The following is a 14,888-nucleotide window of genomic DNA, read 5'->3' as shown; positions in this document are numbered from 1 at the left end:
TCAGAAGTCCGTCGTCATCGACAACAGCAGCGTGCGCGGCGCGCCCTGCGTCAGATAACCGCCGATCGTCGACGACCAGTACGACTTGTTCGCCACGTTCAGCACGGTCGCGCGGAATGTCGTCGGCTTGCCGAACAGCACGGTCGCATAGCGCGCGCCGAGGTCGAAGCGGTCCCACGCGGGAATCGCGAGCGTGTTCGTCACGTTCAGATACTGCGAGCCTGTGTGGATCCAGCGCGCCGTCAGCGTGAGGCCGGTGAGCACCGGCACGTCGTATTCCGCGTTGACATTGAACATCATCGTCGGAACGCCGATCGGCTTGTCGCCGGCGGTCGCGCCGCTGCCGGTGTCTTCCTGCGTCGCGTGGAGATAGGTCGCACCCGCGATCAGGCGCACGCCCTTCAACGGCTCGCCGTAAATCGACGCCTCCAGCCCGCGATGCTTCTGCGTCCCGTCCGCGACGAAGACGTTCGCACTATTCACGAACGTGAGCGGCCGCTCGATCTGGAACGCCGCGAACGACGCGCCATACTGGCCGTTGTCGTACTTCGCGCCGACTTCCCATTGCTTCGACTTCGCCGGCGGCAGTTGATCGCCGAAGTTCGCGGCGGTATTGGGCGCGGCATCGCCGATGGTCAGCGCTTCGCTGCGGTTCGCGAACAGCGCGACGTGCTGCATCGGCCTGACGACGAGGCCGAACACCGGCGTCGTGATCGAGTCGTTGTAGTTTTGCGTCTGTGCGCCGGTGTACGCGTAAGTGTTGGACAGCAATTCCTGATGGCGCGCGCCAATCGTGAACAGCACGCGATCGTTCAGGAAGCCGAGCGTGTCGGACACGGCGATACTGCGCATCAGATTCAACGCCGTCGTCTGCGGATCGGCCAGATTGCCGCCCGTCAGAATGGTCGGCGGATACGGCACTTGCGGCGTGTCGTAGAGGCTCGTCGGGAACGAACTGCTGAACGTGAACGCCGACTGCGAATCGACCCGCACGATCGACGCGCCCGCCGTCACGAAATGCGACACCGGCCCCGTGTCGAAGTGGCCGCGCACGCCCGCTTCCGCGGACATGCCGTCTTCCTTGTGCGGCACGCCCAGGCGCGTCGCGGTGGTCGAGCCGTTCGCCTGAATGCTCGGCGACGAGTATTCGCCCTGCTCGTCGGTATGGCGCACGCCGCCCGTCACATAGGCGGTCCAGCCGGGCAGGAAATCGTACTCGGCGCGCAGGATGCCGACCGTGTCCTCGATCGCGCTGAAGCTCCACGTCTGCGCGTAGTTGTACGTCGCAGCCGGCGGGCCGGGAATGAAGTTCGCGAAATCATTGACGGTCGGGCGGCCGCCGTTGATGCGCTGCCGCTGATACAGGAAATCGCCATAGAGACGCAGCTTGTCGCCGCGCCAGTCGAGCGAAACGGCCGTCGTGTTGTCACGGCGATGTTCGCCGTCGATGCTCGTTTCGCCGTCGTGATTCGCCTGATTCACGCGGATGCCGAACTGCCCTTCGCTGCCGAAGCGCCGGCCGATATCCATGTGCGCGCCGATCTCGCCCGATGCCGTGCCGTCGAGCGTCACGCGCGTGAGCGGCTTGTCGTCGGCGCGCTTCAGTTGCAGGTTGATGCCGCCGCCCACCGCCGAGCCGTTCGGCGACGCGCCGTTCAGGAACGCATTCGCGCCCTTGAACACGTCGACGCGCGCGAGCGCATCGGTCGCGACGAGCTGGCGCGGCGTGATGCCGTACAGCCCGTTCAGTGAAATATCGTCGCCTTGCAGCTCGAAGCCGCGGATCACATACGTCTCCGAGAAATTGCCGAACCCATACGCGGTCCGAACGGACGGATCGTTCGCGAGCACGTCGGCGATGGTGCGCGCCTGCTGATCTTCGATCAGCTTCGACGTATAGGTCGTCATGCTGAACGGCACGTCGAGCATGTTCTGCTGGCCGAGCACGCCGAAATCCGCGCCGCGCGCGACCTGCCCGCCCGCGAACGTCGGCGCGAGATCGCCGGGAAGCTGTTCCTTCGACGCCTGAACCTTGACGGCCGGCAACGTGCTGTCCTGCGGCGCGGTGGCGTCGCTATCGGCGGTGCCGGCCGATTGCGCGTGCGCCGACAGGGAAAAGACCATCGCGATGGCCGCGACGATGATGGCGCGATGAGACAGCGCCCGTACAGGCGCAGCCTGCGGGAAAGACGAACGTAAAACGGACATGGATGCGGACTGCGATGTTGGTCGATCTTCCGTCCCGGGGCGCGAATGGAACCCGGGCGGCATTGTTCTGAGTCGCGTCACCGGTGCCGATGACGGCCTAACGGAGAGACTGAGTTATGCGCGGATTATATGTGAATACGAGTCGTTATCATCCAATAACCGAAGTGATTTGCGTGAACGCAACATCCCACCCGCACTTAGCATTCTCGTCGAGCTTTATTCGAGGCGGAAGCGGCTTTTCGTGGATTCGCTTCAGGTTGTGAGCGAGCCCTGGCGAGCCGCATGCGCCCTCGCAGCCGCCGCCGAATGACGGCGCGCCGCGCGCTTTCTGAACCAGATGATGAGACCGGTGGCGCTCAGCGCCGCAACGGCGATGCCCGCCGCGCTCACGAGAATCCGCCCGCCGAGGCCGACGATGCGCCCCGAATGCAGCGGAAACTGCGCCTGCATGAAGATGTCGCCGGCCGAGCCACGGCCCGGAATGTTCGAGCCCGCGAGCGCGCCCGTCTGGCCGTTGTAGTAGAGCCAGGCGTTGCCGAGACCCATGTCGCCGTGATCGTTGCCGGGCGCGAAGAAGCCGACGCCGTACGCCTTGAACATCGGCGCGTAGTAGAGCGCGCCCATCGGCTCGGTGAGCTTTTGGCGCTCTGCGTCGCGGGCGGCGGCGGCGAGAATCTGCTCGCGCGTGGCGAGCGGCTTGCCCGGCGGCCCGGCGTGCACGAGTTCCGGGTTGTCGAGGAACGAGGGCGAGAGCTTCGAGAACATCGACACGACCGGGCGCATGACGGGCTCGGCGAGATTCATCGAGATCGATGTGAGCGCCATCACGAGCAAAAGGCCCCAGATCCACACGCCGCCGGAGCGATGCAGGTCGAACGTGAGCGCATAGCCGCCGCGCTTCATGCGGAACGCGAACGACTTGCGCCACGCCTTCACGCTCGGAAACGACAGAATCAGCGCGATGCCGCTATCGAAGAGCCACATGATGCCGACGAGGCCGATCAGCCACGTGCCGACATCGAAACCGCCGACGATCGGCAGATGCAGCGTGTAGTGCAGCTTGTAGAGGAACGGCATCAGGTCGATGCGAGCGAGCGAGAACGCGCCCCACATGCGTTGCGCCTGAACCTGCCCCGTCGCCGGATCGACGGCGATCTGGTTGTACGGCACGTCGTAGGGCGCATTCGTCGCCGGGTTCGTGCGCGGCATGATCATCATCTGCGCGGTATGTCCCCGCTCGAAGCCGAGCGGCATGTACGTCACCTCGACGCGCGGATCGGCGGCCTCGACGCGGCGCGCGAGTTCGAGCGGCGGCAGCGCGGGCCCATCGGTGCGAGCATGGAAAAATGGCGGATTGAGAATCTCGTCGATTTCGTGATCCCACGCGATGATCGCGCCGGTGAGACCCGAGACGAACAGAAAGAGCGCGGTCGCGACGCCGAGCCATCGATGCAGGCGAACCAGAACCGGCCTCATGCCCGCGAATCCCCGAAGCAGCAGCCGTGCGCGAACCCGATCATCGTTTCAAGTTATGTAAATAGGAATTGTTCGCATTCTAGCGACATTGATCGCGATATACAAGGTTTTCGTAAGACGCTTACCCGTCGAGCGGAACCGACGCCGCCGACACACTTCGACATAACTCGCCCGGAACGCCCGTCCCTTGTGCGGCAGGGCTTTGCGGGCGTCCCATGACATTCCATGAAATAGTTTGTGCGTGGTTTTTAACGGGTCCGATCGCCACAATGCGTTCATTCGCAACCACCCACGAAGGCAAACAATCATGGAACTGGAACTGCTCGGAAAAATCTCGCTGTACGCGATGGGCATCGTCCTCACCGCGTCGATGATCGAAGCCGTCGTCCTGCACTTCAAGCACAAGCGCACCGACAAGGCCTTCGACTGGCATGAGACCTGGATCTCGCTCGTCGATCTCGTCGGCCGCAAGCTGCTCACCTTCGTGCCGATCTCGCTCGCGACGCCGGTCTTCAACTTCGCGTGGGAGCATCGGATCCATACGGTCACGTCAAACACCGCGCTCACGATCTTTCTGCTCTTCATCGGACAGGAGTTCTGCTACTACTGGTATCACCGCGCGTCGCACACGATCCGCTTCTTCTGGGCGAATCACGCGGTTCATCATTCGCCGAACCAGCTGACGCTTTCGTCCGCGTACCGGCTCGGCTGGCTGACCAAGATCGCGGGCTCGGCCATCTTCTTCACCCCGCTCGTATGGTTCGGCGTGAAGCCGGACGTGGTGCTCGCGGTCGTGTCGATCAACCTGCTCTATCAGTTCTGGCTGCATGCCACGTGGATTCCGAAGCTCGGCTGGCTCGAATACGTGTTCAACACGCCGTCCGCGCACCGTGTGCACCATGCTTCGAACGCGACGTATCTGGATGCGAACTTCGGCGGCGTGCTGATCATCTTCGACCGCCTGTTCGGAACCTACGTGGAAGAGCGCGCCGAAGAGCCCTGCGTCTACGGTCTCACGACGCCTGTGACCTCGCATAACCCGATCGTCGTCGAGATGGAGCACTGGGTCAGCCTCGTGAAGGACATGTTCAACGCGAAGAGCGTGTCGGATGCGGTCGGTTTCCTGCTGCGTCCTCCGGGCTGGCTGCCGAACGGCGAAGGCAAGACAACGGAAGAGCTGCAAAAGCGCGCGGCGAAGGCCATCGAACAACCGGTACACGCCGCCGGACATTAAGAAGAGCTTCTCAGCGGTGCCTTGAATCCCGATGGCGAAATCGGGATTTTTTTTATTTGTTGCGACGGATCGTGGCCGCCGCGACGCCCGCCGCGGCGAACGCGCACGCGGCGGACAACAGCGCGACAGCGCGCAGCGCATCGGCGATGGCGTCGGCTTGCGCGCGGGCGAGCGGCGTCGCGGGCGCGGACGGGTTCGCATCGGCGTCGAGCACATGCATGCCCTGGCGCGGCAGATGCAAGCGGTCGAGCCGCGCCGACAAAGCCGCATCGTGCGACCAGACGAACACGATGCCGAGCACGGCGATCGCCAAAAGGCTCGCCACGCGCGCGACCGCGTTGTTGATTCCCGATGCGACGCCCGCGCGCTCGCCCGGCACCGACGCCATCACGGTCGTCGTCAACGGCGCGACGGTGATCGTCAGCCCGATCCCGAGCACGACGAGCGCCGGCAGAAAGCCCGCCCAATAGCTGCCTGCGACGACCGGCAGCGCGAGCATCGCGAAGCCGATGCCTGCGACGCACGGCCCCGCGATCAGCAGCGTGCGCGCGCCGAAGCGCCCCGTCAGCCCGCCCGTGAAGCGCGACAGCACGCCGATGATGAGCGGCATCGGGAGAACGGCGGCGCCCGCTTCGGTGGCGCTGTAGCCATAAGCGCGAATCAGCGTGAACGGCAGGAAAAACAGCGCGCCGCCGAGCCCGAAGTAAAGCAGCAGCGTAACGAGATTGGCGCCGCTGAAATCGCGCGAGCGGAAGATGTCGAGCGGGACCATCGGATCGCGCGATTTCGCTTCGATGGCGACGAACGCCGCGAGCAGCACGACGCCCGCGCCGATCATGCCGGGCACGAGCGGATCGGCAAAGCCGCGCGACGGCGCTTCGGTAAGGCCGAACGTCAACGCCGCCAGCCCTGCCGCGGCGGCCGCGGCGCCGGGCCAGTCGAGCGTCTGCGGCGCGTCGGCGTTGTGGCTGTCGGGCACCGATGCGAGCGCCAGCACGATCGTCGCGGCGGCAAGCGGCAGATTGAGGAAGAAGATCGCGCGCCACGACCAGGCGTCGACGAGCCAGCCGCCCGCCGCCGGCCCGATCGACGACGTGATCGCGCCCACGCCCGCCCATGTGCCGATCGCGCGTCCGCGCGCTTCGCCTTTGAACACCGCGCCGATGATCGCGAGACTGCCTGGCACCAGCAGCGCCGCGCCGATGCCCTGCAACGCGCGCGCCGCGATGAGCCAGCTCATGCCGGGCGCCGCGCCGCACGCCGCCGATGCGACCGTGAAAATCGCGATGCCCGCGATGAACACCTTGCGCCGGCCGAGCTTGTCGCCCATCGAGCCGCCGACGAGGACGAGCGCGCCGAGAAACAGCAGATAGGCGTCGACGACCCATTGCATCGCCGCGATGCTCGCGCCGAGGTCGCGCTGTATCGACGGCAACGCGACATTCACGACCGACCCGTCGATCATCGCCATGCTCGAGCCGAGGATCGTCGCCGCCAGCGCGAGGCGCTTGCGCCGGCACGGACGATCGGCCGCGACGGGCTGCGCGCGGATGACGAGCTCATCGCAAGGACTCGCCTGCGATGCAACGGCGTGCGCGCACGCCCGGTTTTCGAGAGGTCGGCTGGCCAAAGTCGCTTCCTTGTTCGTGCGGCGAAAAGCCAAGTAGAACATGCCCACGCAGTCAGCGTGGCTGGCAAGCTTCGAGGACGCGTCCACGAAAGGCTGAGCGTGACTCAATGTCGACGCGTCGGGCAAGCTAGCGATCGAAAGCACCGGCAATCAGGACAGCCCGCTGATGACGGGCATCGCGTCGGGCAATACGCCGATTCTTGGGCTCGATGTGTGGGAACACGCGTATTACCTGAAGTATGAAAACTAGCGGCCGGAGTAAGTCGCGGCGTTTCATAACGTGATCGACTGGGAGAAGTGGCGCGGCGGTATTCGGGGGCGCGGGGAAACGAGATGTCCGTGCTGTCACGCGCATTTGCGTCACGCGAGTTAAGCTAACCCCTTCCGCTCGCATCGGGGATGACGCCATGAGTCGAACAGATGGGGTTGCGCAAAGTCTTTGGCTCGCCGATGCGCGCGAAGAAATCGCCGCGGCCCTGCGAACATCCGACGAAGCCTGGCTTCGCGACATGAGCATGCGCTGGGGATGCCGTCTCGCGATGCTCGTCGCCGATTTCGGCGTGCGCGTGATGCTTCACGAAGAAGGCATCGTCATGAAGGTCGAGCCGCCGGCCGACGCGAGCAACGCGCTCATCGACTGCGACGACGGCCTGCCCGATTCCCTCGCGCGCGCGGCCTGGATCAAGCTGTCGAAGTTCGAAGGGCACGCGATCGCCGTTCTCGAGGCGAGCGCGCTCATTCAGGGCGACGCGCATTGCGACACGTGCCGCGAAACCATCCTCGCGTGGCGTCAGATGCTCATCGCCGCGAACGAATGGCCGCGAGAGGAAGCGGACCCGTACATCAGCTACGCCTGCCGGCCGATCTTGAAGCAATTCATGAATGTCGCGTCGTGCGCGACGGAGGGTCATCAGTTCGAGCTCGCCCGCGCAGGCGATTACGAAGAAGCGTGGCACGAGTTCGAAAGCTTCTGCGCGAACGAACATGCGGACCCCGTGACCGGATGGGGCCGCAAGTATCGGCATCGGTCGCGCGCGGACGTCGAAACGCTCACGATACGCCCGCCGCTGCATCGCGCATTCCGCATCGGTACCGACACGCAATCGGCCGCATGACCATTTGCTTCGTCATACTGACGTTCATCACGTCCTTGTTGCGCCCGCTGAACGCCAGGAACAAAATCGCTTCGGCGACGTCGGCGGGCTGGTCGTTGCGTCCGAGCGGATGAAACGCGTTGAACGCGGGCAGCGTCGCTTTCACCTGATCGTCGGACATGAACGTGTTAAAGACAGGCGTCTCCACGACCGCGGGCGCGACCGTATTGATGCGGATGTTCGACGCCACCAGGTCGATGGCCAAGTTGCGCTTGAGCGCGTGCACACCCGCATTCGCCGCCGAATAAGCGGCTGAAGGCGTCGCGCCGATCGCCTGCAGCGCCCACAGCGAGCCGGTCTGCACGATCGCGCCCGCGCCGCGCTGCTGCATCGCTCGGGCGGCGGCCTGCGCCATGAAGAACTTGCCTTTGAGGACCGCGAGCCTGCCACGGCTCGCCGCGTTTCGCGACTGGCTCGTTCGCGAAGCTCGAAAGTCAGCCGGACAATGAAGCGCGACGCTCAGAAGCGATGGCGCAACCCGACCGTCGCCTCGACCTGATTGCTCGTGGACGACGGCGCGGTGACGCCGTTGATCCACGCGACACCCAACGGCGAGCCGCTGCCCGCGCTCACGCCTTGCCACACGCCTTGAACATAGACATCGGTGCGCCGCGTGAAGCTGTAGCCGGCCATCGCGCTGACCTGGTTCCAGTGCGGATTGCTGCCGCCCGCAAGCGCGCTCGCACGCGTGTAGGTATAGGCGGCGGAGAGCTCGACCGCAGGCGTCAGCGCATAGCGCAGATTGCCTTCGAAGTTCTGGAAGTGCGTGCTGAGTCCGGTCTGGAACAACTGCGTGAGATTCGTCTGCGTATAAACGAAGCCCGCCACGGCTGGGCCGAACGCGTAGTTCACGCCGGCGCCCCACGTCTGTTGACGGCTCGACAAGACGCCCAGAGGAACGGCGTTCGATGTCAGCACGCCTTGCAGCGATGAGCCGCTCGTATCGGTAACGGCGCCGTTCGCGTTGAGCTGCGCGGGCGTTTGCGCGTCGCTGTTGAGTTGCAGGAATCCCGCGCCGAAGTTCAGCGGGCCCCACATATACGACATGCCGAGGCTATACGCGCGATTGTTGGAGAAGCCGCCGGCCTGATTCGAAAAACCGTACATCGCGCCGAGCTTGAATCCCGCGAAATCCGGGCTTTGATATTTCACCGCGTTATTGATCTGAAACGAATCGTTGAGATTGTCGATATCGAACGGATGCGCGAAATGCGTGCCGCCATATTCGGTGCCGGTCAACGAAAGCGGCCCGACGAAGTCGACCATGTCGTCGGTTTGACGCCCGAACGTGAGCACGCCGTAATCGCGGCTCGACAAGCCTACATAAGCCTGCCGGTTGAAGATGCGATTGCTCGACGTGTTCTGCCCGTTGTTCAGGTTAAAGCCGTTCTCCAGGTTGAAGATGGCCTTCAGTCCGGCGCCGAGATCTTCCGCGCCGCGCAAGCCCCAGCGGCTGTACTGCACGGGTCCGCTCTTCAGCTCCCAGTTGCTGTGTCCGGCGCCCGTGGGGTTGATCTGACTGTTCGTGTAGGTGACGCCCGCGTCGATCAGCCCGTAGAGCGTCACGCTGCTTTGCGCATGCGCCGCGCCCGCCAGCGTGAGCATCGTCGTCGCACCGGATATAAGCAACTTGTTCATTTGCCTGGGCTCCATCGATGTCATCAATTGACGCAGCGCGCTCTATTTACTTTATGCGACTGCATCGCCAACCGGCAACTAAAAAAATTGCTGCGTGGCTATGAGAAAGAAGCGGCGATATGAATGTTCAAAAGTCGCGTCGCACGGAGAAAGTCATGCCTTTCTCGTGCTCGTGATTCACGCCGAGTTGCGGATTCGCATGGAAGTGCCATTCGTCTTCCTGGCTCGCGATGCCGTCCCGCGGTTTCACCGGCGCCGGCACGGAAGTCGGCGACGGCGGTTGCGGTTGAAGCCGGGCGACCTGGCCCAGATCGGGATGAATGCTGTTGTCATACTTCGATAGCGTCACGGCATCCAGCACGTCCATGCCTCTGAAAAGATAGCGCAGGCGCTGCGGCCTGACCGGATGCGCGGCCGCGGTCGAGACAATGGCGGGATAAGGAAAGAACAGTACATTCGCCGCGACTCGCGAAACGGGAATCACGCGAGTGTGTTCACTGGCTGATGCAAAGCTGCCGAGCAGAAAAGCCACGATGCCGGCAAACCAATATCTTCGGATATGGCGTGTCATCGAATGCCTGAAAGACGCTACTGTCGAGTAAAACTCAGCGTTATTAAAGCATTTTAATTCATTCGACGATGGATTTCCTGGCAATGAAGTGATCGATCGTGCAGGGAATCGAAACGGCCTCGCTCAACGCGCTTAACGCGGTTTCACAAGTGCTCGCGCAAGCACTATCTTGAAGAGCGCGACCGGCGCATCGCATTTTCCCGGATTCCTGATGAACCTTCACCGCAAGGAGAATTCTCGATGAGCAAGCATTCCCGAAATGGTGCATCGCACTCCTCCGCGCTCGAAAGCGATGAACTTCGCCTCGTCGATGCCTGGTGGCGCGCGTGCAACTATCTCGCGGCGGGCATGATCTTTCTTGCCGACAATCCGCTCCTGCGCGAACCGCTGAAGGCGGATCACGTCAAGCAACGTCTCCTCGGACACTGGGGCGCGAGTCCCGCACTGTCGTTCGTCTGGGCGCATCTGAATCGCGTGATCAGACGTGAGGACATCGACGTGATTTTCATGGCCGGTCCCGGTCACGGCGCGCCCGGCGTGCTCGGCCCGGCATATCTCGAAGGCACGTATTCCGAGGTTTATCCGGACAAGAGCGAAGATGCCGAAGGCATGCAGAAGTTCTTCAAGCAGTTTTCCTTTCCCGGTCATATCGGCTCGCACGTGACGCCTGAAACGCCGGGGTCCATCCATGAAGGCGGCGAGCTTGGCTATAGCCTCTCGCACGCTTATGGCGCGGCGCTGGATAACCCTGATCTCATCGTCGCGTGCGTCGTCGGCGACGGCGAAGCGGAAACCGGCCCGCTCGCGACGGCATGGCACTCGAACAAGTTCATTAATCCCGCGCGCGACGGCGCCGTGCTGCCGATCCTGAACCTGAACGGCTACAAGATCGCCAATCCGACGATCCTCGCGCGCATCAGCCATGAAGAGCTGGAAGCCCTGTTCGTCGGTTATGGTTATCGGCCGTATTTCGTCGAAGGCTCCGATCATGCGCAGATGCACGGGAAGATGGCGGAAACGCTCGATGCCGCCATCGCGGATATTCACGCGATCTGGAAGAAGGCGCGCAACGGCCGTGACACGGAACGGCCGCGCTGGCCGATGATCGTGCTGCGCACGCCCAAGGGCTGGACCGGTCCGAAGGAAATCAACGGCCATAAGGTGGAAGGCTCATGGCGCGCGCATCAGGTGCCATTCTCGGACGTGCATAACAACCCGGCGAATCTCGCCGTGCTCGAGCGCTGGATGCAGAGCTACAAGCCCGAAGAGCTTTTCGACGAATCCGGCCGCCTGCGTGCCGAAATCAGGGCGACCGCGCCCAGCGGCGCACGGCGCATGAGCGCGAATCCTCACGCGAACGGCGGCATGCTGCGCAAGGAACTGAAGATGCCCGACTTCCGCGCCTATGCCGTCGATGTGAGTCAGGCCGGCAAGATCCTGCACGAAAACACGCGTCCGCTGGGCGCCTTTCTGCGCGACATCATGCGCTGCAACATGGAGACATTCCGCGTGTTCGGCCCGGACGAAACGGCATCGAACCGGCTTCAGGCCATCTACGAGGTCAGCAAGAAAGTCTGGATGGCGGACTTTCTGCCCGAAGACGAGGACGGCGGCGAGCTCTCGCGCGACGGCCGCGTGATGGAGATGCTCTCCGAACATACCTTGCTCGGCTGGCTCGAAGGCTATCTGCTGACGGGACGCCACGGCTTCTTCCATACCTACGAAGCCTTCGCGCACGTGATCGACTCGATGTTCAACCAGCATGCGAAATGGCTCGATATCTGCAAGAACCATGTGCCGTGGCGCGCGTCGGTGTCGTCGGAAACGATTCTGCTTTCATCGACTGTATGGCGGCAGGATCATAACGGCTTCTCGCATCAGGACCCCGGCTTCATCGATCTCGTCACGAACAAGAGCCCGTCCGTCACGCGCGTCTATCTCCCGCCGGATGCCAACACGCTGCTCGTCGTGGCCGATCAATGCATGCGCTCGACCGATTGCATCAATATCATCGTCGCGGACAAGCAGAAGCATTTGCAGTTTGCGACCATCGACGAAGCGATCGTGCATTGCGCGAAAGGTATCGGCGTATGGCGGCGCGCCAGCACCGACGAAGGCGAAGAGCCCGACGTCGTGCTCGCTTCTTGTGGCGATGTCGCGACGCAGGAAGCGCTCGCCGCCGCCGCGATTCTGCGCGAACGCCTGCCCGAATTGAAGCTGCGCTTCGTGAACGTGGTCGATCTCTTCAGGATGCAGCCCGATAGCGAGCATCCGCATGGATCGAGCGCGCGCGAGTTCGACAGCCTCTTCACGCTCGACAAACCCGTGATCTTCAACTTTCACGGCTATCCGTGGCTGATTCACAAGCTCGCTTATCGCTTCCACAATCATGAAAATCTGCACGTGCGCGGCTATAAGGAGAAAGGCAACATCAACACGCCGCTCGAACTCGCGATACTCAATCAGGCGGATCGTTTCAATCTCGTGATCGACGTGCTCGATCGCGTGCCGCGTTTGCAAAGCCGCGCCACGCATTTGCGGGAAGACATGCGAAACGCGATCATCCGTCATCTGGATTACGCGCATACGCACGGCACCGACAAGCCCGAAATCGCCGAATGGGTCTGGCCTTTTTGATCAGGGCGATTCTTTGAGCACGCGAAGCTCCGGCTGCGCCGGGGCATCCGCTGCATGACGGTTCTCCGTCTGGCCGCGCCCGGCCGGCGCGGCATGGAGCTGCATCTGCGGCAGCAGCATTTCGAAGCCCGCTTCGTCCATCTTCAGCTTGAGCCTCGCGTTGAACGCGCGCGCCACGCTCCATTGCTGCAATGGCCGCGTCTTGATCTGTCCTTTCACCACGACGCAGTTCGTCTCGAAGCGTTCGAGCCCGAAGATCTCGACGGGACCGAGTATTTCATTGCGATAGCGATAGTCCGCCATCAGCTCCGCGCCCGCTTCCACGATCATGCGGCTGATGTCATCCATCTTCGCGCTGAACGGCACGCGGATTTCGAATACGGCATTCGCGAAATCGCGCGACAGGTTCTTCACGATCTTGATCTGCGAGAACGGAATGGTGTGCACCGCGCCCTGACCGTCGCGCAAGCGGACAGTGCGGATCGTAAGATCCATCACGGTGCCTGCGTGACCGTCGATATCGATCCAGTCGCCGACCGAAATCGTCTCCTCGACGATGATGAATAGCCCCGTGATGAGATCGGTGACGAGCGACTTCGCTCCGAAGCCGACCGCGAGACCGATCACGCCGGCGCCGGCGAGCAGCGGCGTCAGATTGATGCCGAGGGTCGCGCAGGCGACGATGGCCGCGAGCGTCGCGACCGTCATGAAGATGCCGTTGCGCACGAGCGGCAACATCGTGCGGGCGCGCACGCCGGGACTCAGCGCCTTGCTGCGCGAACTGTTCGGCCCGAGTGCTTCGAGAACGATGCTGTCGATGAGTATCCAGATGAACCACGCGCCGAACACCGTCGCGACCACGGCGATGAGCGCGTGCCTGAAGCCGGGCGTCATCGCGCTGTGCCTGATGAGCCGCGCGATCGGCCCGCTCCAAAGCTCGAGCTCGAAGCGCAGATACGCGAGCCAGACCAGCAGCACGACCAGCGTGCAGCCGAAGCGCAGGAGCCGTGTGAGATGCGGCGCGCGCCGCTGCGCACGCGTATCGCGGCGGCGGGTCAGATGCATCAGCAGCGCGGACGCGAACAGCGTCAGGACGAGCAGCGCCGCGCTGAGCAGCGAAGGCCGCAACACGTCGCCTTCCGCGCCACGCCCGTCGATGATCGCCACGATCGCCGCCGCCGCGATCAGCAGCATCGGGATATGCCAGAGCGAAGCGAGGATATCGAGCGCTTCGGTCGCGAACTGATGATCGCGCCGGCGCGCATACGGCCGATTGCGGATCAGATGCGTAACGGGCCGCCGGTAGACGAGCGCGAAACAGCCGCTCAGCAGGGCCGCGGCCAGCGTGGCGAAGGTCGACACGACGCCCGCGAGATTCGGGCCGAGCTGACGCGTGACATCGGCGTTGGCGGTGGCATCGCCGAGCGCGCCGCACGCGCCGATCGCAAAGAGCGGCCAGAACGTGTGCGCGAGCAACTGCCGCACGGCGACACGGCGATGCGCGGTGCTGAAGATCGAAAACACGATCATGCAGATCGCGGAAAAGATCGAGCCCGCGACGATCGCGTAAGCGATGACGAGGCCGAGCGTGCGGCCGAGCGCATCCGGCATGCCGCGAACGAAGAGCAAGACCGCGATGAACGCGACGACCCACGGTCCGGTCTGCCGCAACGCGAAGTACAGCAGTTCGACCGAGGTCGGATTCGGCGCGAGCGAAACCTCGCGGCCATAGCGCGCGAAGAGGCGTCGCTGGAGACGGATCAGCAGGAACGCGCACAGGCCCCAGCCCGCGAGCGTCGCGCTCATGCCTGCAACGATCCGCCCGATCGATTCGCCTTTCGTATCGGCGCCGATCGCGCGCAGCTCGCTCGCGGCGGCGCTGGAACGCGCGCTCCAGAAGCGCAGCGGCGTGATGCCTTCGCTGAAATTCGTTTCGACCGATGCAATGCCCGATGCGATCGCGCCGAGCAGATCACCGCCGGCCGGTGCGGGCGTGGCCGGCGCGCTCTTCTGCATCGCGTCGCGCAGCATTTTCAATTGCGCGACGAACGCGCTGCGTTGCGCGTCGTTGTCGAAGGTGCCGATCAGCGTGTTCAGCGAGCGCACCATTTCGGCCTGGCTCGCGGGCGTAGGCGCGGAAGCCGCCTGCGGCGCCGAGGCCACCCAGTTCGAAATGATGCCCTGCATCGACGCGGGCAGCGGCGCCGCCGACGCGCTTCCCGTGAAGACAGCGAGCGCGATCATCCACGCGCGAACGTAAGTCAGGACATGCCCCACGTCGATGCGCCGCGTGAATGCGCTCATGGAGATTCCCTCCAGGGATGTCATTCGCGTTTCGCG

General features: G+C 63.6%; 9 protein-coding genes and 2 pseudogenes. 4 read left to right on the top strand and 7 right to left on the bottom strand.

From position 1 onward, the window contains the following. Together AWB75_RS15495 and AWB75_RS15490 are read right to left on the bottom strand one after the other, a co-directional pair. On the bottom strand, positions 1-2,208 hold the full coding sequence (locus AWB75_RS15495; protein ID WP_061124965.1) for a TonB-dependent receptor: 2,208 nt from the start codon (positions 2,206-2,208) through the stop codon (positions 1-3). Positions 2,209-2,460: 252 nt separating this feature from the next. Next, positions 2,461-3,684: a PepSY-associated TM helix domain-containing protein gene (locus AWB75_RS15490; protein ID WP_061124964.1), complete on the bottom strand. Its 1,224-nt coding sequence runs from the start codon at positions 3,682-3,684 to the stop codon at positions 2,461-2,463. Positions 3,685-3,991: 307 nt separating this feature from the next. On the opposite strand from AWB75_RS15490, the gene AWB75_RS15485 reads away from it, so the two are divergent. After that, positions 3,992-4,918 carry a sterol desaturase family protein gene (locus AWB75_RS15485; protein WP_200822984.1) on the top strand — a complete coding sequence of 309 codons (927 nt, stop codon included), beginning with the start codon at positions 3,992-3,994 and terminating at the stop codon, positions 4,916-4,918. Between the two features lie 52 nt (positions 4,919-4,970). On the opposite strand, the gene AWB75_RS15480 is transcribed toward AWB75_RS15485, so the two are convergent. Then, positions 4,971-6,548, bottom strand: a complete 1,578-nt coding sequence (locus AWB75_RS15480; protein WP_061125053.1) for an MFS transporter — start codon at positions 6,546-6,548, stop codon at positions 4,971-4,973. A gap of 103 nt (positions 6,549-6,651) precedes the next feature. Between AWB75_RS15480 and AWB75_RS38115 the strand changes: the two are divergent. Together AWB75_RS38115 and AWB75_RS15470 are read left to right on the top strand one after the other, a co-directional pair. After that, positions 6,652-6,926, top strand: a pseudogene (locus AWB75_RS38115) (superoxide dismutase); the annotation flags it as partial. Positions 6,927-6,955: 29 nt separating this feature from the next. After that, complete coding sequence (locus AWB75_RS15470) at positions 6,956-7,663, top strand: hypothetical protein (RefSeq protein WP_061124963.1); 708 nt, start codon at positions 6,956-6,958, stop codon at positions 7,661-7,663. Between the two features lie 52 nt (positions 7,664-7,715). Here AWB75_RS15470 and AWB75_RS15465 read toward each other — a convergent pair. The 3 genes and pseudogenes from AWB75_RS15465 to AWB75_RS15455 all read right to left on the bottom strand — a co-directional run. After that, positions 7,716-8,078 (bottom strand): annotated as a pseudogene (locus tag AWB75_RS15465) (SDR family oxidoreductase); the annotation flags it as partial. 83 nt (positions 8,079-8,161) lie between these two features. Then, a complete protein-coding gene (locus AWB75_RS15460; RefSeq protein WP_061124962.1) occupies positions 8,162-9,340 on the bottom strand; it encodes a porin in 1,179 nt (392 codons plus the stop codon). Between the two features lie 127 nt (positions 9,341-9,467). Then, on the bottom strand, positions 9,468-9,872 hold the full coding sequence (locus AWB75_RS15455) for a hypothetical protein (RefSeq protein WP_061125052.1): 405 nt from the start codon (positions 9,870-9,872) through the stop codon (positions 9,468-9,470). A 279-nt stretch (positions 9,873-10,151) separates the two neighbouring features. Between AWB75_RS15455 and AWB75_RS15450 the strand changes: the two genes are divergently transcribed. Further along, the gene (locus AWB75_RS15450) at positions 10,152-12,548 is read left to right on the top strand and encodes a phosphoketolase family protein (protein WP_061124961.1); all 2,397 of its coding nucleotides are present in this window, start codon (positions 10,152-10,154) and stop codon (positions 12,546-12,548) included. On the opposite strand, the gene AWB75_RS15445 is transcribed toward AWB75_RS15450, so the two are convergent. Further along, entirely contained in the window at positions 12,549-14,852 is a 2,304-nt protein-coding gene (locus AWB75_RS15445) for a mechanosensitive ion channel family protein (protein ID WP_061124960.1), read from the bottom strand. Between the last annotated feature and the right edge of the window lie 36 nt (positions 14,853-14,888).

It is taken from the genome of Caballeronia catudaia (assembly GCF_001544755.2).
Classification (GTDB): domain Bacteria; phylum Pseudomonadota; class Gammaproteobacteria; order Burkholderiales; family Burkholderiaceae; genus Caballeronia; species Caballeronia catudaia.
The sequence above is the reverse complement of the archived record's forward strand: the minus strand, read 5'-3'. Positions and strand labels throughout refer to the sequence as shown.